Below are 19,336 nucleotides of genomic sequence, written 5' to 3' on the forward strand. Positions count from 1 at the left end.
AAGGCTTAGCGGCCCTTGGGATCCAGGTTTGCGTTCAAGTCGTCTTCGCTGACCGGATGTTCGACGCCGTTTGCCGGGATCTCGGCTTTGGCGATCCAAAGGACACCGTTCAGGACGACCTTTCGAAAGTTTTCGTTGCCCCAATTGTCGTGGAAGTGGCCACCGGTGAATCCGAATCCTCGGCCACCATCGGCACGTTCGACAGCCCACATCATAGCTTCGGCGCGACCACTCGATGCTTCGATGTGTTCGTACGGGCCTTGGGGGTAAACGTAGGGGCCATCGCGAACATCGTCCGATGGCGAAGCCACCAAGATCGGCACGAACTTCATGCCATCCAAATCAACGGGCTGATTACCTTCGATTCCGGCAAGGAATCGCATGTTAAAGTACCATTCGTCTTTGATTTTGAACGGTTCAACGCCTTGGGTAATCGGGTGTTTGGGGAACTGGTTGAACACAGGTTCCCAAATCGGATTGCACGAAAACATGTGGTCGTAGTGCCCGCCGACCCAGCGTTTCATTTCCTCACCGGCTTGATCGGCAACGACTTCGACGCCGTAATGCATGAACCCCAATCCGACGCCTTTTTCGGTCCAGGATTGGATGGTTTTTAAACGTTTTCCGTTTTCTTGGACAATCTCATGTCGGCCGCCTCCGTCCATAAAAAAGACGACTGCGTCGGTGTCCTCAAAGACGGATTCGTCTTTGGGCCAGCCATTGAGGACGAAGTGGACGTCGACGTCTGGTTGATCCTGCAGGCACTTGGCCATCAGCTGAACACCGGCATTGAATTCGTGCATTCGTGCCGGGTGAGATGGCTTCCCGGCGACGAGAACGATTTTATGTGTTTCGGCGAATGCATCATCCGAGGCAAACAGGCCAGAAAACAACGTGAGGCTGATCAAGGTCAGCGTGGCAATGGAACGTTTCAACGCCATGCTCCTAAAAGCGGTGCGGGGATTGTGGTGGGACAAAGGCAGTGACATCCATCATAGCACGAAAGACCCAAAACCACTCGCAAGAATGATTTCGATCTAGATCGCCGGTTGCCCTGTGGGCTCATTGCCATCGGCAACACCTTCGATGTGTCGTGATTGACGAGTCCCGATGAATACAACCGCTGCCCCGATCACTGTCAACAGCGTTAGCCCGGCGAGCCAAAGGAGCGGGAGGTGAACCTGGTCGGTCGCTTCGGTACCGAGAAAGGTAAGGCGGTCCTGATATTTGGCGACCAGTTCCAACAGAGCATTGTGTGTGAAGTGCATCAGCACACCCGGCCAGATGCTGCCGGTTCGATAAGCCAGCCAGCCCAGGATAATTCCCAGCAAAGTGGTCGGCAAAAAACGTTCGATCAGCAGCGTGTTGCCCGTGATCACGTGAAAGAGCCCAAAGAGTACCGCGGTAGCGAGAATCAGTTTCCAAGGCGACAACAGCTTTTGCAGTGACGTGAATAGGAATCCACGAAAGCAAAACTCTTCGATCAGGGCCGGTGTCAATGCGAGGCAACCGAGCAGCAACCATGCTGGCGCGAGCTTAAAGTTTTCGACGGTCTTTTGAGTTTCCGCGATTCGCTTTTCATCCAAAATTCCAATACCGACCTGCTGTGCGAGGACATACAGTTCGTGTGCAAAGACCCACGCTCCAAGCCCCATCAAAAACGCGCCGACCAAACTGGTCCAACTTGGCGGAGACAACTGGTAAGTCGTACCAGTCTCGGAACGTGTGATTCGCGCCGCAGCGTAGGGGATTAATCCGAACACAAGGATGAGTGTCACTGCGCTGAGCAGCAGCACAATTTGGATGTTTAGTCCTGGGACGATCCCCATCAATAGATTGCTGACCACGTAGTACGCCGGGACCAACGCTGCGAGCGTCATCGCTGCGGTATGTGGCGAGGGGGTGGGCGATGACTTTTTCGGGCGACGGAGCATCGAAGCAAACGTTTGCCCGCTGGTTCGACTGACGGCGTCTTTCCCAAAACACATCGATGCGACGGCAACCGCAGCGGCGGCATAGCCAAGCGTGCTGAGCACAGTCACGACGGCGGGGGCAGCTTCTGCGGTGCCTTGTAAAACTTCGCGTGCGAGCAGCACGATGTTGATCAACGGTGCAATCGCTAGGGGACCGGAGAGTGTGACTCCGGGAAGCAGTGAAAGCATCCCCGGCGTCAACGATAGCAGCATGATGGGGATCAAATACGCTTGCGCTTCCTTGAAAGACCTGGCGAAACTGGTCAGGGACAATAGCACTGCCGAAAAGAATGCGCTAAACAGGACCAACAGCATCAGGATTTGCAACACGGCAAACCATGGGAAACCGGCATCGTCTCCGGTAAGCAAGGGGAGTAGGCGTCCAGCCCAAAGTGTCGTGAACATTGCCAATAAGTTCGCGATCGCTGTTAATAAGGCGACCGTCACCACGGCGACATATTTGGAAAACAAGATGTAAGTACGAGGTACTGGCGATGCCATCAACGATTCCATTGTGCCCCGTTCTCGCTCCCCAGCGGTCAAGTCGATCGCGGGATAGACAGCGCCGGTGATCGTCATCAAGACCAAGACGAGCGGGACGATGGTGCCCAGCATTGAAGGCGACGATGCAGTGCCGATATCGAGAATCTCGACAGCGGGTGGTGGCATGTAATTATCGAGCTGGCGAACGCTTTTTTCGGCATAGGCAAGTCTTAACCAATGGACCCGTTCGGTAACAATCCGTGCTGCCGCTTCGCTGATCGAGTTGCCTTTGAGTGATTTAATTCGAATGGTCGGCGGCATCGTGTTGGTGATCTCAACCGCGATATCAACTTTGCCGGACTTCAGTGCTTCGACAGGAGGCGAATCACCCGTGGTGTTGAGAACTTTGAACTTCGCGACGCGTCCGTGACTGGCTTTCACGATCACATCTGGCGGTTGGCTTGCGGGGCTCTCCAACCAAGCCAAGAGTGCGTTGCCTTCCTCGTCTGTTCCGACGCCGATTGTGTAGGGCATCTCTTCGGTATCGCGCGCCGCATTCAGCAAGAATCGATTGAGCGCCATGCTGAGCAGCGGGTACACCAGCAACGGCATCATCAGTAGGGTGATGATCGTGCGGCGGTCACGCAGGGTTTCGCGAAGTTCTTTCTGGCAGAGCCGTGCGAGACGACGACCGGTGCCGAGGTGCGATCGATGCGACGCCGAGGAGACCGACGGCGAAGGTGATGAATCCGAAGCCACGCTAGGTTCAATTCCTGATCAGTTCAACGAAGATATCGACAAGTGTTTGGTGGCCGGTTTGCTGTTGCAGTTCCTCAAGCGAACCGCAGTACTTCAAGCGACCTGCGTGAAGCAATCCGAATCGGTCACAGAGACGTTCGGCTTCGTCCAAGCGGTGGGTGCAAACGACGACCGCTTTGCCGCGGTCTCGAAGAATCTCGATGTAGTCGAAGATGGTCTGAACGCCAACGACATCCAGGCCACGCGTCGGTTCATCGAGTAGCATGACTGGCGGATCGTGAATCAGCCCACGTACCAGTGTTACCCGTTGTCGCTGCCCGGTGCTTAATTCGCCGGCACGTCGGTCGAGCAACCGTTCGATATCCAACAAACGTGACAGTTCGACTGTGCGTGCATCGGCGACATCGGGCGGAACGTCGTAGAGGTCCGCGAAGTAGTGCAACATCTCACGAACGGTCAACCATGGATAAACACCATCACTGGCCGAAACGAAACCCAGGCGACTTTTGACAGCCATCGGGTTTTCGGATGTTCGCAAACCGTCGACTTCTGCCCAGCCACCGTCTGGGGCGAGCAAGCCCAAAACCATTCGCATGGTGGTCGTCTTGCCAGCACCGTTCGGTCCCAACAAGCCAAACACTTCACCGGGATGGATGGTGAACGTAACGTCGTCGACCGCAGTCAACGTGTCGTCACCGAGATCGAATCGTTTCGTAAGTGCCTCGACGTGCAGCATGCTGAACTAGATTGGAGACCGAGACCGACTGTCCGTCATTTCAAACAGGCGGTGAAATCGTGGGTGGAGAGAAACCTGGCAACGCCTGGCTGCTTGGTCCCCCCCGAATTGAATCGATTGTAGGGCATGATCAGAACCGGAATCCAATCACCGTGCAAGCACGGCATCTTACGCAATTGTGGGTGGGATTGTTCCAGCCGTTAGGAAAAAAATGATCGCGAGACGGCAGACTTCGGAACCTGACACCACCGATTGTCGCGAAAGGACTGTATTTTTTTGGCTCGGTAGATGCACTGCGATGGCTACTCACGCGACGGGATTCCTGGATAATCGTCGCTTCCAAACTGTCCAACTTGTTCGTACGCCGTTAAACCTGCTGATCTACGTTGACTGCACCCACCGATCCTGACGCCAACGATCGATCCGAGGTGTTGTCATTCGAAGACGCACGCCGTCATTATGAGTCGGTTCAACAAGCCGATGACTGGGGCGAAGACCAACGTCGCGATCGCGGTGAGTCCAACTTACTGGACTCTTCGGCGGACAGGTTGCTCGATGAAGACGAAGTCGACTTTGCCGACCCTGACGACCCGATGCTTGACGCCCCGGCCCCATCGGCCAAGGGGGATGGGCAAGTCGGTGGTAAAAAAGTGGCTCTCGTCGGTCGGTTTGGGAGCATGAATCATGGCCAAGCCCGCAATGTGATCGAATCGTTCGGCGCGAAGGTGATCGAATTGCCTCGTGGAAAGACACCCCAGTATGAGGCTTTGGTCGATTGGGTCGTAATCGGCGCAGATCAGCCACCGCTAAGCGAATCGGAGCTACTTCCAACAGCATTGATCGACTCCGCAGGCCGGGGCGAAGTCGAGATCATTCACGAAACGGAGTTATGGGAAAGGCTGGGATTGGTTGAACTTGAGCAGCCAGTGCGGAGGTATTGGACGCCGGCGATGCTTGCCGATTTGCTGGGGATCTCCGTCCGCGTCATCCGCCGCTGGCACCGATGCGGACTGATTCGTCCGGTGGTGACACTTCACAAGTTGCCGTATTTCGACTTTGCCGAGGTGGCCACTGCAAAGCGTTTGGCCGGTTGGGTTGCGGCCGGCGCGGATTGGAAAGCGATTGAAAAGCGATTGGCCGAACTGATCCGAGTCTTTCCCCATTCGACACGTCCACTCGACCAGTTGACCGTTCTGGTTCAAGGCAAAGACGTGTTGCTGCGTCAGGGCGACGGGCTGATCGAACCGGGCGGGCAGATGCGTTTTGATTTCGACGGAGGAGGCGAAGCTGAATCGCCGGCAACGTCGCACGTCTATCAACAAGACGAAGAAGATTCCCCGTTGCTGTTAGCGTTTGCCGATGCCGATCGTCCGCCGATGCTCCGCGAACACAGCGAATCCGTTGCAGACCCATTGCTGCGGGAGGCTTACGCTGCGGAAGACGAAGACGATTTGGAAACCGCCATCGATATTTATCACGCGATCCTCGCGCGTGATGGGGCTCGAGCAGAAATCAGTTTTCAAATCGGTGAACTGCTCTACCGCATGAATCATTTGGTTGCCGCCAGAGAACGGTATTACGCAGCGATCGAGCTAGAAACAGATTTTGTCGAAGCACGTGCCAGCTTGGGCGCGGTGCTGGCCGAATTGGGACAATTCGATTTAGCGGTTGCAGCTTTGCGCGGCGCACTGACGTTTTACAACGACTACGCCGACGTTCACTACACCCTTGCCAAAACACTCGATCGCTGTGACCGAGAAGTCGAAGCGTTGGTGCATTGGCAACGTCTCGTCGAACTTGCACCTGACGGACCGTGGGCAGAAGAAGCTCGGATTCGACTTGGACTTGACGACTAGCAACGGCCAACTCTGCAGTCGTTTTCTGGTCGCCTGTTGATGGCCAAGAATGGGGGCCAATTCGGGGAACCTGAACTCACCTTGATTCGATTGGTCTTGGTCATCGAATCTTCATCCAGCAACCGACGTGCGATCGAGTGATGGATGACGCTACATTGAATTGCGTGTTCGTCCGGTCTGTCGCCATTTGACTGGTGGCAACGAAGCGTCATTGGGAACCAAAGCGATCATCATCAAAAACAGTCCCACGACGATATGGTTTTGACCAATCGCCGTCGGTGCTTCCGAAGCGAATCGGCCCCAGATCGCCAGACCGCTAGCGACCACGAGAGTCAGCAGGTGTGCATGTTGTGTCGGTCGCCAATAAGACAGGCCGGAAAACAGGCATATCAGGAACGCCAAGCCAAGGTCGGTCCACAGCACGACAGAGTCATCATGCACCCGGAAGACGAATGGGCTAGCGGCGAGCCAAACCGCAGTCATGATTTCGACGACTCGTCCCCACATCACGGCACCTCACGAGAAAGCAGTTTGTCAGCAGCGGCGTCCAGTTGGTCACATCGGTAACCCCAAAACGCATTCCATAAAAGTCGGCGATCGTGGTGGTCATTCCAAACAATTTTTAAATAGCTAAGCGACGCGCGGACTTCGTCCCATGCCCAGTACACGAGCGTCAGAGAAATCGTTGCCGTGACCAAACACAGGAAACACCATTGGCCAATCACGAAGGCTTGGCAAAGCACCAGGAACACACTGACGATACCGAGTGGTATCACATCGATACCGAAGAGGATCACTAGCCAAGGCCGGTACTGCCAGCGTCTTGTTGATCCGGCAAGTCCTAGTATCGCATCGCCCAAATAGGCAAGGACTCCCAATGCGGCGTCGTGAACACCCAGCAGCCGATACATCTTCTCGGCGGTGTCAGACTTGATTACTTTGCTGCTGCTGTCACCAAAGACAGGGTCCCATACGCTGTCCGTTAAGCCCCACTGGAACAATGCCAAGTGGCTCGAAATGATTGCGGCGACGAACGCCAACATGCAGATCGGAATACGCTGCGACCAAGCGGACGGGTTGTGTCGATAGGGCGGTACCGTCCGATCCAGAGGCGACGTGTGGCCGGCGATTGGGCGTGAGGTTTCAAGAGCGTTTGACATCAGGACAGGCCGTTTTTCTGGTACCAAACGTCAGGGGCGTTCTTCAGAGATTGCAAGATCGTTGGCAGTACATCGATCAGCCGATACTGTGGTTGCCAGTCAAGCAGTCGTTTGGCCTGTGAAATGTCGAGCGCGTAGTTGTCGTCTGCCATATCGACCATGAACGGTTTGATAAAAGCGTCTCCGCCTTGACAGGCGTCGGTCACAGCCGCCCCAACTTTGGCAATCGCTTTGGGAACATGCAGTGTCGCCCAGTCGCGACCATGCAGCTTCGCGGCGATCAATTCCTGCAACTGCCCATAGGAAGGAGGGTCTGGTTCGCCGATCAGGATTGCCGTTTGCGGGGCGAGTTGATTTCTACGATCGACGGTCTTGATGATCGCGTCGACGACATCCGAAACATGAACCGGCGACTGACCGGCGTCCATGTCACCCGGATAGAAATGGCCTTGCAGGTCTTTTTCATAAATGCGTTTGATCTGTTGAACCAAAGTCGGCTGTCGCCCAAAGTCCGTGTAGACACCTCCGATTCGCAAGAACACCGACCGTACATTGGGATGGCCAACGCGGATCAATTTCTCAGTGTCGATCTTACTTTGGGGGTACGGCCATTTGGCTTGTAGCGGGTCGTCTTCACGAATATGTTCGCCAACCGGGCAAGGGGCGTGGATCAGCATCGTGCTGGTGAATAAGAACTGCTCCAGCTGAAATGCTTCCAGTCCGTTAAGTAGGCGATCCGTTCCGTGAACAGTAACGTCTTCATAGAGTGGGCTGTCCTCTCCGGAGAAGTCGTAGTAGGCAGCCATATGAACAACGCTCGCCAACTTGCCACCTGTTTTCTGATGGACTTGTTGCAGGGCGACTCGAACGGAAGTCGAGTCCGACAAATCACATTCGACATCACAAACATGCTCAAGTTCTTTGGGCGGTTCAGGTAGACCGACTCGGTCAAATCCGAATACGGAGTAGCCAGCTTCTGCGAGGCGTCGGCAGACGGGGCGACCGAGCAATCCGGAACTGCCGGTCACGATCACGGATGGGCGTTGATCTGTCATAGCGATTGAGGGATGGGAGTGTCGAAGTCGGTATGCTGCTACACTCACGACAAGCAATTGCCATGCCACGTCGGGTCTAGAGCGACCCAGCCGACGTGTTTCAATGCATCAAAGCACTGCTTGATAGATCAGCAACGCGAAAAGCCCAAACGTGACGATGACGGCGACCATCGCAATCAAACCGTCGTGAGCAAGAATGGCCAAACCGATCGCGGCTAGTGCGACACCCGCGAGGTTGGCGCTAAAGGGGATAAGCTCAAGAAATGGCGTCGACAGTGCGATCAAAATCGCCGCGACATCGAGAAGACCAAGGCTGCCTCGGTTGATCAGCCAGGTCATTCGTGACTTCGTAATCGCATCGATCCAACCAGCCGGGCGTCGGAGCCAGCGGATCATTTTTTTGACGGTGTCGCTTTTTACTTCGCGGCGTTCCATCCAATCGGGGATCCATACATGATCTCGATTGAATAGCCGCTGGATCGCAAGCAAGATCACGACGATCCCAAGCAGACTGGGGACGCCAGGAATATCGGCCGGTCCAGGGACCATCATGATCAAGCCAATCGCCAGGAGCAGTGAGGCGAAGGAGTTTCGCCCCACGGCATCCATGACGGTGCCAAAAGTCAAAGAATCGTGCTGGTCGGCAGACTCTCTGAGCTTGTCCAACAGTTCGCGAACGGGGTGTTGCCGCGTTCCGCTTGAACTCATGAGTTGTCTTCGGGGTTCGCAATACCGACCACGCCAACGCCAGCACGAGGACCGGCCGCACCTGACGGTTGACTCTTCAAATCGTCTTCACCTTCATGGACGACAATCGCTCGGCCCACCAATAGATGGACTTTGTGCCCTTTGATTGTCATCTTGAATTCGGCAGTACCCTCTTCGTTCGCTTCGATATTGCCGAGGTCTCCGACATGGTGGCTGCTCGCATCGGGACCGCCGTGGTCGTGGCCTTCGGGATCGTAGTGTCCGCCAGCCGATTTGCCATCGACCGATCGAAGATCGCCGTACTGGTGAATATGGAATCCGTGTTTACCCGGTGTCAGGTTGATCATTCGACCGCGAACGGTAATGTCGTCTCCGTCCTGTTGGAGAACGACGACACCGCGGACGTCATTCCCTTGGGTCGGGAACACGACTGCGACCGCGTGTTGTGGTACATGGGCATGGTCAATCTCGGAGTGCGCCGCACCAGTGGTTGGAGGTGCCGCAGGGCGTGGCGTGGCGGTTGTTTGTTGGACTGCAAATGCAGGAACCGCAACGCAGCAAGCCAACGCCAATGCCACGAAGCTACGCTGAACGAATCGCATCTTCATCGAAGAATCCTTGTCTCGGGGAGGTGATGGTAGAGAGCCTGTCAACTGATTGCCGCCAGTGGCCGCGACCGCGGGAGAATCGTTCGCGATTCACGGCACTGACGACAAAGCTTGAGGTCAATTTGAGGGTCAATCACCCTTTGCAAACTTCGCGCCGAACCATTTTCACTCTGGACAAGAGACGCCTCGCACGGTCAATCGAAACAAAGATTGATTCCAGCTTGGTCAATGATCGAACAGTTTGGCTGTTCGCCACCCGATCGTTCCGTCAGCTCTCGTACTTATCCGATGACTCATTCGCACGCGCCCGACGTTTTGCTTCAAGCAGTCGTTGAGTGTACGGGCGGGGATCGATTTCTGGCTGTGTTGTCTCCGCAGCAGCGTCCGATTCGAATCGATTGGTGACACCGGCGTTTGATTTCGTTGCTGGGTTTGGTTGGCCAGCATCTGTTGGACGCGACAGTCTGTCGACGGGACGTGGCGCTCGATCTCCAGCCAACAATTCTTCGGCCAAGTTTTTTCGCTTCCATGGCCAGGCAATCGTCAGCCGCCGATTGCCGATGTCACCCAGGAAGATCAGGCAGGATACAAAGACCAGCCATGGCCACACGTCTTGCATTGTCGCGTGACGTTGTAGTCCATCGCGAAAGTGATTGACGAGGGATGGTGCAGTTTGTTTCGACCCAATCGGCTGCGAGACTTCCCCCGGTTGTCCACCAACCGGTTTCGCATCGGCGATGGAATGGAGAACGGTCGTATCATGCGCATTGGTCGCGTATTCGATCCCAAACGGGACGTTGAAGCCCCTGACAATCGGAGCGCGGGTGTCGCTGGGGACGACTTGCACAAAGTAGCTGCCGGGATCGGTCACTGCCGCCGTTGCGATAAATCGTCCCGGTGCGACTTGGCGAAGCGAAAGCGGAATCGGTTCGCCATCGCTCCCAATCATCGCGGCCTCGAATTCAATCAAATCGTTCGTCGACTCGTCCGGGCGCAGGTTGTCGACAATCACTTTGGCTTCACCGTTTTTCCAGTGACTCACAACGTCGTATTGATCGGAACCATCGGTGGGGCGTTTCAGCCAACGAACCAATTGGCCGAGAAGCTGTTTTGCCGACGGTGAGTCCATCCATGTCGAAGACCAACGCGGCGCACTGTCGGTTGTCACCGCTGCGGTATGTCCAAGTCCATAGGTCCAGACCGAAAGCAAAGGGTAATCGCCGTCGACCGGTTGTGGAGCCATGAGAAGGTTTTGAACGAGCGGGCTGGTTTTCGGTGTCGTCAACACCATGCCGGTGACCGGAGGCAGCGACTCGATTCCGTCGATGATTGGGTGTACCGATGACTTTAGCGGAACCATTCCTTCGGGGACTTCATAGATCAGCGGCTTGGCAACACGCCTTGATTCACGCAGGACGATCTGTGGAATTGCGAGAGGTGACTTAACGGCGTAGTACTTTCCGCCGCCTTGAGAAGCGATCCGGTTTAACAGTGTTTGGTCGGCGTCTGCACCGACCGCTAGGGTGCTGACCGTGATCGAATCTTGACGCATTTGTCGCGTCAATTGGTCAAACTGCCCTGGATTGGTTTGTCCGTCGGTCACGATGATCATGTGTTTGACCATTGCATCGACCCGAGACAGTTTTGCGTATCCAAGCGACATCGCCGGAAACATATCTGTCCCACCGCTCGCCGCGATTCGAGACAAAGCCGGTTTCATGCGCCGCGGGTCATTGACTTGTTGCAACGGGATCGTTTCTTTCGTTTCACTATCGAAGGTAACCACGCCGACGAAATCGGTCGAACCGAGTGATTCGATTGCCGAGCGAGCCGCGGCCCGGCAAAGTTGAATCTTTTGGCCGTCCATCGAGCCCGATGTGTCGAGCACCAGCATCAGCGCGCCGACAGCGCGAATCCGAGTGTTCTTAATCTCGAAGTCGACTGGCATCGCTGCTTCCAGTGCTGAACCACGCCACCCGCCTGCGCCAAATGAATCGGGGCCGCCAATCATCAATAGGCCTGCGCCGAACCGTTGTGTGTTTCGAACCAGCATGTCGACTTGGCGATCGCTCAGTCCACCGATCGTCTCCGCCGAATCGCCGCCGGCTTTGGGAAGATTCGCCAGAATCACTGAATCGAAGGACATCAGATCCGCAAGCGAATCGAACGCGGCATCACTCTGACGCACTTCCACTTCGATCTCTTGTTGACGTAACGTCTCGACCAAGAAATCGAATTCGCCGGGCTGGCTTGCCTTTTTAATCAAGAGCGTCCGCGACGGTCCGCCCACCCAAACGTAAGAGCTGACTTGGTTGTTTTTGTGATGGCGATCGTCACTGCGATTCTTGGGCACAAATTCGGCATGAAACGTCACCATCGATGGATCTTGAATGACATGATTGAATGGCAAGACCGTTTTGCCCGTCGAAAGTTCGACAGCTTCGCTCAAGACCAACCGTCGTCCTTCGATCGTGGTCTGGGTGACCGTGATATTGCCTGCCGCTTTCGCGGAACGGTCGACGTTTTGGTACTCGACAATCAATCGGCCCGAAAATGATTGCCCAGCATCGAGATGTTGTGGCACATCCAATCGAGTGATCGCGACGTCGCCGGCGTTATCTCGAGCGACAGGAACGATGTCGATACCGATCCCATGTTTTGCGGCACGCGAGGCCGCGTTTTGCGCATCGCCTGCTGTGGCGTGGCCGTCTGTAAGCACGACGACACGCTGACGACTCTCCGGTGGCATTGCAGCGACCGCAAGGTCGAGCGCCTTTTCTAGATTTGTCGCGTCTGCATTTAATTGATCGCCGGAGATCGTCGGTCGACTCGGCAATGCCGCTTCATAAGGCGGCGTCTCGATCCTCGCGTCACCGGCGAATGCAACCATGCCAACCATGTCTTGGCGCTGTTCGTTCCGATCACGAGTAGCACTGGTCTTTGCATATTCAAGCATCGCTCGACGTGATTCGGCGGAGATACTGTCCGATTGATCCAAGACGTAGACGACTGCAAGTCGATCAGCGAGCCATCCGAATTGCAGCTCTGACAATGCCAAGACGACACAAGCGATGACCAAGGAACGCAAAGTGATCGCGATGAAGGCCCGTTTGCGTCCGACAACTTGTGCGAGCTTTTGTCCGGTAAACCAAAACAGCGGAATCAACAGCAAGAGAGGCAAGTAAGCCAACGTTCCGATTTCAAAAGCCATCTTCACTCCGTGTGTTGCCGCGTCATCACGCACCGTGTGACGCTTCCACCGTAGGGCCCCGATTCATCGTCGCATTTGCTGGTCGGACGGGCGCACCGGACCGTATCAATGATACCGACTTGGCACGTCCTAGTCTGTCGCTTGAAACGAAGACCTATCCCGTGCTCGCAAGCGAATTCTCTTTCGCATGTGTGCTCGATCGCGAGAAGAACAACGCGAGCAAAGAAACCGCAATTCCGACAATCGCAATCGCCGAGAACTGGTACCCCTCCGGTGTGTTGTCAATCAACATTCCGATGATGGGTGCCAAGATTGCGATCCCGAATGATTTGGCTTGCGATTCGACACTCAGCACCGTTGCCATGTTCGTCTCGTCGACTTGGTCGGCGATTCTCGAAACGAGTACCGGTCGCCAAATGTTTTGCAGGATGGCCAAGGCAATAAAACCGACAACGGCAAGCATCGACCAGGGCGTCAGTGTCCCAACTAGGACAAACACAAACGTCGCCGCAAACATTCCCCACAAGCGTCTCGCCGCGGCATCGTCGCCACCCAACCGTTTGGCCATTGCACCAGCTCGGCGCGATGCGACGCTTGAGAGCAAGTACAGCGTGGTGTAGATCACAGCAATCATCAACGCAGTGCGTCGTTCGACATCCAGCATCGTCAGCAATGGCAAACCCAATACGGTCTGCTGAATGATGGGCTGCAGGTAATCTTTGCTCGCACCGTAGACGCCTTCAAATCCCATCGATTCGACAATCGGGCGACGGAGTTTGGCTCTGGCAATACAATCGCGGATCGATTTGGCGAAAAACGCGAACAATGAACGCGCATTGTGTGATCGATCAACCAATCCGTCGAGTGATTTCGGATAGCCCAGGAAATTGAAAATATTCAAGCCGGTGGGGATCGCACTGAGCCAAAAAATCGCAGAGTAGTCCAGGGTCGTGAAAACCAATGCGGCAGCGATGACTGTCGACAGCGCGCTGCCTTTTTGTGACCAGCTCCTTGTCAAACCATAAATCTCGGTCTTTTCGTTCTCTCGGCCGTGTTGCTTCAGCCACGAGAAAATCATCGCTTTGTGCGTCCCCGTTCGAAACGCTTCACCGACGGCGAACGCAAACATACCGGCAAACAAGAGTGGTACCGAATCGACGAATCCGAATGTCAAGAACGCGATGACGTATGCGATATGAGACAAGATCATTGCTCGTCGTCGACCGAGCGTGTCCGCCAATGCACCAGTGGGGACTTCGGCAATCGTCACGCAGATCTGGCGAAATCCGATGAGGGCGCCGATCATTGCGAACGACAGCCCCTTGTCCAAAAACGCAAGGATCCAAAACGGCGCGAAGTACCGTTGATTTTTCAGAAATCCGTAGAGGCAAAATCGAAAGATCAAGCGTTCGTTCCTAAGCTTCAATCACGCCGACGGGATGCAATGGCACGCAGTAAGGGACCGATGTCAAAACATCCGACCGATCGGTTGGTTGTTCGGTGTAGGACATCACGTTCGCCACGACAGAAAACACATCTTCCAGCATTTCTGGTGTCAGAATTGTAGCGGGCGATCCTTGAAATCGGATGCGGCCGTCACGCAATGCGACGATATGGTGCGCGAACCGAGCGGCTTGGTTGATGTCGTGCAGCACCATCACGATCGTGCGGCCGTGATCGCACTGCAGGGTTTCCAGCAAGTGCAGAACCTCCAGTTGATGGGATAAGTCCAAAAACGTCGTTGGCTCGTCCAACAGCATGATTTCCGAATCCTGGGCGACGCTCATGGCGATCCAGGCAAGTTGACGCTGCCCCCCAGATAGCTCTCCGAGCGGGCGTTGGGCCAGGTCTTTGATCCCAACGATTTCCATCGCACGCTCGATCGCCGCATGGTCGTCAGGGTCGGCTTGTCCCAGCCAGCCTCGATAAGGGAACCGGCCAAATCCGACAAGCTCACGAACCGTCAATCCGTCGGGGGCGTCATTTGATTGGGCGAGAATGGAGACGCGTTTGGCGACGGTGCGTGTGTTCAATTGGTGGATGTTCTGACCATCGATCGTCACACGCCCGGACGATGGGGGCAGCAAACGCGCCAGCCCTCGTAGCAAGGTTGACTTGCCTGAACCGTTCGGACCCACCAACGCGGTGATCCGATTTGGGGAGATCGACAGAGTGACATCGTGGATGATATTGTCACCATCGTAGCGCAGCGACAGGTTTTCGGCAGTCAATTCGGCCATCGTATTCAATGCCTTTGCATGATCAGAAGAGATAAAAAATAGATGCCACCCAAGACGCTGACGATGATTCCGGCAGGCATTTCGATGGGATGAAACATCGTTCTCCCGAGCGTGTCTGCGGCCGTCAGAAATCCGGCGCCAACCAGACCTGCCGATGCAACCAGGGTGCCATGGTTTGGACCTATTAGCCGCCGCGCGATGTGTGGGGCAATCAGCCCAACAAAGGCGACACTGCCGACCACTGCCATTGCCGCCGCACCGGCCATCACGCCGAGCAGCAAAATCGAAACACGCCACCGATCCACCGCGATACCTAGGCCCATAACGGTCTGGTCAGAAAACCGCAGTACATCGAGTTGCTTCCGGATAGACCAACATGTCGGCAACAAGATCAGCAAGACGCACCCGATTGCGGTCGCGTAATTCCAATCCGACTTACCAAAGCTGCCTGACATCCAAGCGATGGATTGGGCATAGGCTTGGCGATCCATCTTCATCGCAAAGACCAATGTGATTGCGCTCATCGAAGTACTGACCGCGACGCCGGTTAGCAGCAATCGGACCGGTAGCAGTTTTCGCGAGTCATACGACAACGCACAGACAAACAGGACGGTTGCGGCTGCGCACAACATGCTCATCGCTGGGAAAATCCAAGCCGAGATAATTTGTGCTCCACCAAAAATCACCGCGAGGGTCACGCCAAGATTCGCGCCGCTTGAAACGCCCAAGATCCCTGGTGCCGCCAACTCGTTGCGGAGGACGCATTGAATCAAGACTCCCGAGATAGCCAATGTCATGCCAACACCCAAGCCCATTGCAACGCGAGGCAAACGGAACGAGAGCAGGATTGTGCGTTGGACGTTGTCTGGTTGAGCGTCCAAAAGTTCAATGATCCGACTTGGTGACAACGTCTGGCTTCCCAGGCAAACGCCGGCTAGCGAAACGGCCAAAACCGTCACGATCATCCACATCAATTTGAACTGATTGGTCATGCGTCAGCGTCTTAGAGTGAGACTTTGTGACGACCGGTTCGACGCCAGATAGACAAAGAACGGTGCACCGATCATGGTGGTCAACAGCCCCATGGGCAATTCCTGAGCACCGCCAATCGTCCGAGCGAGCGCATCAGCGGCAATGGCCAGACACGCGCCCAAACTGACCGACAGCGGGACGATGTATCGATAGTCAGCGCCGACAAAAAGCCGAGCTGAATGCGGGACCATCAACCCGATGAAGCCGACCGGGCCGGCAACCGCAATCGCGCCGCCCGTCAAGAAAAGGACAGCCGTGGTCGCCAGGAAACGGGTCCGCTGCGTCTTTTGCCCCAAGCTGACCGCGACGTCGCTGCCAAGACTAAGCAGCGTGACCGCGGGCGCTATCGCAAATGAAACCGCAATCCCGATGAAGAAGATCGGCGCCAGGACAACGACTTGTACCCACGTAACATGAGAAACGCCACCGACCGTCCAGTACAGCATTTCGTCGTGAAGGGAAAAGTAAATCGTTAGACCGTGTGTAATCGCACCAAACAATGCGGAAACGACCGCACCCGCGAGCGCAAAACCTGCCGGCGTGGCTCCCGCTCTGGACAGAGTCGTGACGGCACAGACCGTTAGGTAGCCCAACAACGCGCCGCCGAATGAAAGGACGATCGACTGGCTGTAGTTGAGGTCCGGATGCAATAGCAAACCTGCGAGCAAACACAGTGTTCCACCCGTGCTAAGCCCCATGATCGACGGACCTGCGAGCGCATTCTTGGTCACGCCCTGCATCAACGCGCCGCTACAGGCGAGCGCACCTCCAACCATCGCGGTCAACAGGACGCGAGGCAGACGGAGTTCCCAGATGACAAATTGTGTGTCTCTTGTCGCGTCATATTCAAACAGCGTTGACGTCAAATCATCTAGTGTGACTGGCGTCGGCCCCACGAATAATGCCCAGCATGCTGTTGCGCATGCCAAGATCGCGAAGACGATCGACCAACGATGTCGTTCAAGGCGTCGTTCCATCAATCGCCCTGTATCCGATTGGGCCCAAGGATTGAACGCACGATTTCGTCCAGCATCATTGACTTGGCGAGGAAGCCAGGACGCAGCCAATGATGTTGTTCCGGTAACAGAAAAACTCGCCCGTCGCGGACAGCCGGTACGCGCTGCCAAGCGGGATGTGACAACAATGATTTCCAAGAACGTTGCGCACCCCGGTTTGCTTCGACTGCCAGGAAAATGAATTCGGCATCCAGCTGCAGCAGCGATTCAGGGCTTAGCATAAATCCGCGTGGCGATTGGTCGATCAAAGCCGGCGTTGCCAATCCAAGTTCGTCGTAGAGCATCAGCCCACCACGCGTATGGCCGTGGATGTAGAACTGCTTCCCAAAGATACGAAAGAAGGCAACTTTTCGATCGCCGATCGTTTCATGGAGCAAACGTTTGGCATTCCGAATCCGTTGGTCATAGTGCGAGACACAGTCGCGCGCCGAACGTTCCTTGTCCAACAATTTTCCAAGGTCCAGTACACGTTGACGGTTGTTGTCGCCGTCGCCGGAAAGAACCACCACGGGGGCAATCTTTGACAATTGATGATACGTCTGTGGATCCCCTGCCGATGTGATGATTAGATCGGGCTGGGACACGACGATCGTTTCAAAGTCCGGCTGCCCAACACCCATCAACTGGTTGATCGCGACAGCTCCTTCAAGTCGATCACGCAAGTAATCGGGGAATTCGCCATTTGTGCAGGATGCCGCGAAGGGAGTAACGCCAATTGCCAGAAGCTCGTCTGTAAACGCGAGAGCGCAAATCCGGGTTGGCTGCATCGGGACGATCACCGTTCCCAACTGGTGCCGCACCAAGTACTGGCTGCCTTGGGGGGAAATCTCCAACGGTGTCGAACCGAACCCAGGTGGTGGGGATTCGGAAAGTGGCGTTTGGTTCCGCTTTGATCGCTCCGTAGCCTGATGATTCGAAGCGTCCCCCACAGGATCTGAGGACCGAATCAGTGCCGTTACACCGATCACCGAAAGCAAACAGAGGCACAAGGCTTTAAAAAGCGTCGCGTGTTCCATCTGTGAATCGGGCGATCCTAGCGGCGTATCAGTTTGACGTTGTCGAGCACAATGGGCTCGAGAGTATTGCTGCCCTCGCCAACATTGACTGTCAAACCGGATGTGTCTGGATTTGCGTACTTTCCCATCATACGATCTTCGCCCGGGGAATTGGGGCCAAAAGATCGAGACGTTGTATTCGCCGGTCGGGGCTCCATCGCCCACGCCGAAAGACGAGATCGTGAACGCGCCGTCTTGTTTGACCTGTCCGGCCGGGCGAGTCCCTCGTTGGTCGAAGTCACCTGAAACAGGATAGAGTCCGATGATCGCACCGACCGCGGGTTCTCCGTTGATGGTCAATCGTCCTGTTGTCGGCTGAACTGGGATCTCCTGTTTTTTGCTACATCCCGGACTCACAATGACAGACACTGCGATGAGCGATGCGACAAGTTGTGGGAGTCGTTGCGAAAGTGTTGGAATCCAAGAAGCCATGATTAGAACACTTCTCCCAAGTTGATTTGTTCGCCTGCTTGCGTGGTCAACATGTGGATGAACGTTGTCGCGTTGACGGAGTCGGTGAGAAATTGGACCGAGCCATCTGCCATCAACAAGTACACGCCTCCTGTGTGAAAGGAGTACGGCTGTGAGTTGCGATTGGTGGCATTCACGACGACCGATCCACCGTTTGCAATCCCGTCGTGACTCCATGACTGAAGCCAAAACGCATTACCGGAGGCCCATGCGCAGTTGTCTGGGGAGACATTCAGCAGTTCGCCGGTGTTCGGATCGCTCCAAAGTTGGCCGAACAAGTAAACGCTGTGTCGGCCGGCGGATTCCCACACCGCAACGGTGTTTGTTGTGCCGTCTAAGATGTCGCGGAACTTCTGTGGTTGGACCGGATACGCTCGTACAAAGAAACCCTTGCGGCGTTGTTTGTCGCGGGCTTCTTCCGGCATCAGAAGTGTGGCCCGGTGTCCACAGTTCCCCGCATAGTCGGCGGACCAAGCTTCTACGTCGGGAGTCACTGCGGTGAATTCGTCTGAGAACGAATTCGTATAGATTTTTTGTGTCCCGCCAGGGCTGGAAGGACATTCAAAGTTTGGGAGCGGACGTGTTACCACGTCTTGGTTTTCCTCGTGGAACCAGGTGTAGTCAAAGTCGTAGTCATCCAGTCGGTTGCCTTCTTCAAAGAACGGCAACAACGACGAGACCCAGCCTGACTTGTATTCGTGACCGCGCCAAGCGCTGAGGTCGAGGATTTCGTAGCAGGGGAATTTTCGAAACGCGCTGTGATAGTTGTGCAGTGCGAGTCCGATTTGCTTCATGTTGTTAGAACACTGCATCCGCCGTGCGGCTTCCCGGGCAGCTTGGACCGCCGGCAGCAGCAGTCCGACAAGTATCCCGATGATGGCGATTACGACCAGCAGTTCAACGAGGGTGAAGCCGCCGCGTCTCGATTCTTTCGATCCGTGGGTGAAGCTCATAAGGTGTCGACTCTTGAATT

General features: G+C 55.4%; 16 protein-coding genes. 1 reads left to right on the top strand and 15 read right to left on the bottom strand.

What is annotated here, in order from left to right; genetic code table 11:
* Window positions 1-5: 5 nt before the first annotated feature.
* The 3 genes from CGZ80_RS18760 to CGZ80_RS18770 form a co-directional block, all read right to left on the bottom strand.
* Entirely contained in the window at window positions 6-935 is a 930-nt protein-coding gene (locus CGZ80_RS18760) for a ThuA domain-containing protein (RefSeq protein WP_233148516.1), read from the bottom strand.
* 102 nt (window positions 936-1,037) lie between these two features.
* On the bottom strand, window positions 1,038-3,215 hold the full coding sequence (locus CGZ80_RS18765) for an ABC transporter permease subunit/CPBP intramembrane protease (RefSeq protein ID WP_233148517.1): 2,178 nt from the start codon (window positions 3,213-3,215) through the stop codon (window positions 1,038-1,040).
* Window positions 3,216-3,222: 7 nt separating this feature from the next.
* Window positions 3,223-3,951, bottom strand: coding sequence for an ATP-binding cassette domain-containing protein (locus CGZ80_RS18770; protein ID WP_094417221.1), 729 nt, complete (start codon window positions 3,949-3,951; stop codon window positions 3,223-3,225).
* Between the two features lie 386 nt (window positions 3,952-4,337).
* Between CGZ80_RS18770 and CGZ80_RS18780 the strand changes: the two genes are divergently transcribed.
* Window positions 4,338-5,807 (top strand): MerR family transcriptional regulator, encoded by a 1,470-nt coding sequence (locus CGZ80_RS18780; RefSeq protein WP_233148518.1) that lies wholly within the window; start codon window positions 4,338-4,340, stop codon window positions 5,805-5,807.
* 150 nt (window positions 5,808-5,957) lie between these two features.
* Here the strand turns inward: CGZ80_RS18780 and CGZ80_RS18785 are convergent, their stop codons facing one another.
* The 12 genes from CGZ80_RS18785 to CGZ80_RS18840 all read right to left on the bottom strand — a co-directional run bounded on the left by CGZ80_RS18785 (window position 5,958) and on the right by CGZ80_RS18840 (window position 19,316).
* On the bottom strand, window positions 5,958-6,314 hold the full coding sequence (locus CGZ80_RS18785) for a hypothetical protein (protein ID WP_094417223.1): 357 nt from the start codon (window positions 6,312-6,314) through the stop codon (window positions 5,958-5,960).
* Window positions 6,314-6,967 carry a vitamin K epoxide reductase family protein gene (locus CGZ80_RS18790; RefSeq protein ID WP_409994556.1) on the bottom strand — a complete coding sequence of 218 codons (654 nt, stop codon included), beginning with the start codon at window positions 6,965-6,967 and terminating at the stop codon, window positions 6,314-6,316. Before CGZ80_RS18790 ends, CGZ80_RS18785 begins: the two co-directional genes overlap by 1 nt.
* Window positions 6,967-8,022 (bottom strand): NAD-dependent epimerase/dehydratase family protein, encoded by a 1,056-nt coding sequence (locus CGZ80_RS18795; protein WP_094417224.1) that lies wholly within the window; start codon window positions 8,020-8,022, stop codon window positions 6,967-6,969. The genes CGZ80_RS18790 and CGZ80_RS18795 overlap by 1 nt, the downstream gene beginning before the upstream one ends.
* A 108-nt stretch (window positions 8,023-8,130) precedes the next feature.
* Window positions 8,131-8,730, bottom strand: a complete 600-nt coding sequence (locus CGZ80_RS18800; protein WP_094417225.1) for an exopolysaccharide biosynthesis protein — start codon at window positions 8,728-8,730, stop codon at window positions 8,131-8,133.
* The gene (locus tag CGZ80_RS18805; protein WP_094417226.1) at window positions 8,727-9,338 is read right to left on the bottom strand and encodes a superoxide dismutase family protein; all 612 of its coding nucleotides are present in this window, start codon (window positions 9,336-9,338) and stop codon (window positions 8,727-8,729) included. Before CGZ80_RS18805 ends, CGZ80_RS18800 begins: the two co-directional genes overlap by 4 nt.
* A gap of 268 nt (window positions 9,339-9,606) precedes the next feature.
* On the bottom strand, window positions 9,607-12,549 hold the full coding sequence (locus tag CGZ80_RS18810) for a VWA domain-containing protein (RefSeq protein WP_143544029.1): 2,943 nt from the start codon (window positions 12,547-12,549) through the stop codon (window positions 9,607-9,609).
* A 154-nt stretch (window positions 12,550-12,703) separates the two neighbouring features.
* Entirely contained in the window at window positions 12,704-13,954 is a 1,251-nt protein-coding gene (locus CGZ80_RS18815; RefSeq protein WP_158222769.1) for an MFS transporter, read from the bottom strand.
* A gap of 10 nt (window positions 13,955-13,964) precedes the next feature.
* Entirely contained in the window at window positions 13,965-14,789 is an 825-nt protein-coding gene (locus tag CGZ80_RS18820) for an ABC transporter ATP-binding protein (protein WP_094417229.1), read from the bottom strand.
* Between the two features lie 5 nt (window positions 14,790-14,794).
* The gene (locus CGZ80_RS18825) at window positions 14,795-15,781 is read right to left on the bottom strand and encodes a FecCD family ABC transporter permease (protein ID WP_094417230.1); all 987 of its coding nucleotides are present in this window, start codon (window positions 15,779-15,781) and stop codon (window positions 14,795-14,797) included.
* Window positions 15,782-15,784: 3 nt separating this feature from the next.
* Window positions 15,785-16,798, bottom strand: a complete 1,014-nt coding sequence (locus CGZ80_RS18830) for a FecCD family ABC transporter permease (protein ID WP_094417231.1) — start codon at window positions 16,796-16,798, stop codon at window positions 15,785-15,787.
* The gene (locus CGZ80_RS18835) at window positions 16,798-18,324 is read right to left on the bottom strand and encodes an iron-siderophore ABC transporter substrate-binding protein (protein ID WP_094417232.1); all 1,527 of its coding nucleotides are present in this window, start codon (window positions 18,322-18,324) and stop codon (window positions 16,798-16,800) included. The genes CGZ80_RS18830 and CGZ80_RS18835 overlap by 1 nt, the downstream gene beginning before the upstream one ends.
* Window positions 18,325-18,326: 2 nt before the next feature.
* Complete coding sequence (locus CGZ80_RS18840) at window positions 18,327-19,316, bottom strand: DUF1559 domain-containing protein (protein WP_094417233.1); 990 nt, start codon at window positions 19,314-19,316, stop codon at window positions 18,327-18,329.
* Window positions 19,317-19,336 lie beyond the last annotated feature (20 nt).

Origin of the sequence: Rhodopirellula sp. MGV (assembly GCF_002251265.1) — a bacterium.
Classification (GTDB): domain Bacteria; phylum Planctomycetota; class Planctomycetia; order Pirellulales; family Pirellulaceae; genus Stieleria; species Stieleria baltica_A.

Coding starts and splice junctions, on each gene's coding strand:
- CGZ80_RS18770 (WP_094417221.1), bottom strand. CDS start 3,951: ATGCTGCACGTCGAGGCACTTACGAAACGATTCGATCTCGGTGACGAC.
- CGZ80_RS18785 (WP_094417223.1), bottom strand. CDS start 6,314: ATGTGGGGACGAGTCGTCGAAATCATGACTGCGGTTTGGCTCGCCGCT.
- CGZ80_RS18790 (WP_409994556.1), bottom strand. CDS start 6,967: ATGTCAAACGCTCTTGAAACCTCACGCCCAATCGCCGGCCACACGTCG.
- CGZ80_RS18795 (WP_094417224.1), bottom strand. CDS start 8,022: ATGACAGATCAACGCCCATCCGTGATCGTGACCGGCAGTTCCGGATTG.
- CGZ80_RS18800 (WP_094417225.1), bottom strand. CDS start 8,730: ATGAGTTCAAGCGGAACGCGGCAACACCCCGTTCGCGAACTGTTGGAC.
- CGZ80_RS18805 (WP_094417226.1), bottom strand. CDS start 9,338: ATGAAGATGCGATTCGTTCAGCGTAGCTTCGTGGCATTGGCGTTGGCT.
- CGZ80_RS18810 (WP_143544029.1), bottom strand. CDS start 12,549: ATGGCTTTTGAAATCGGAACGTTGGCTTACTTGCCTCTCTTGCTGTTG.
- CGZ80_RS18820 (WP_094417229.1), bottom strand. CDS start 14,789: ATGGCCGAATTGACTGCCGAAAACCTGTCGCTGCGCTACGATGGTGAC.
- CGZ80_RS18825 (WP_094417230.1), bottom strand. CDS start 15,781: ATGACCAATCAGTTCAAATTGATGTGGATGATCGTGACGGTTTTGGCC.
- CGZ80_RS18830 (WP_094417231.1), bottom strand. CDS start 16,798: ATGGAACGACGCCTTGAACGACATCGTTGGTCGATCGTCTTCGCGATC.
- CGZ80_RS18835 (WP_094417232.1), bottom strand. CDS start 18,324: ATGGCTTCTTGGATTCCAACACTTTCGCAACGACTCCCACAACTTGTC.
- CGZ80_RS18840 (WP_094417233.1), bottom strand. CDS start 19,316: ATGAGCTTCACCCACGGATCGAAAGAATCGAGACGCGGCGGCTTCACC.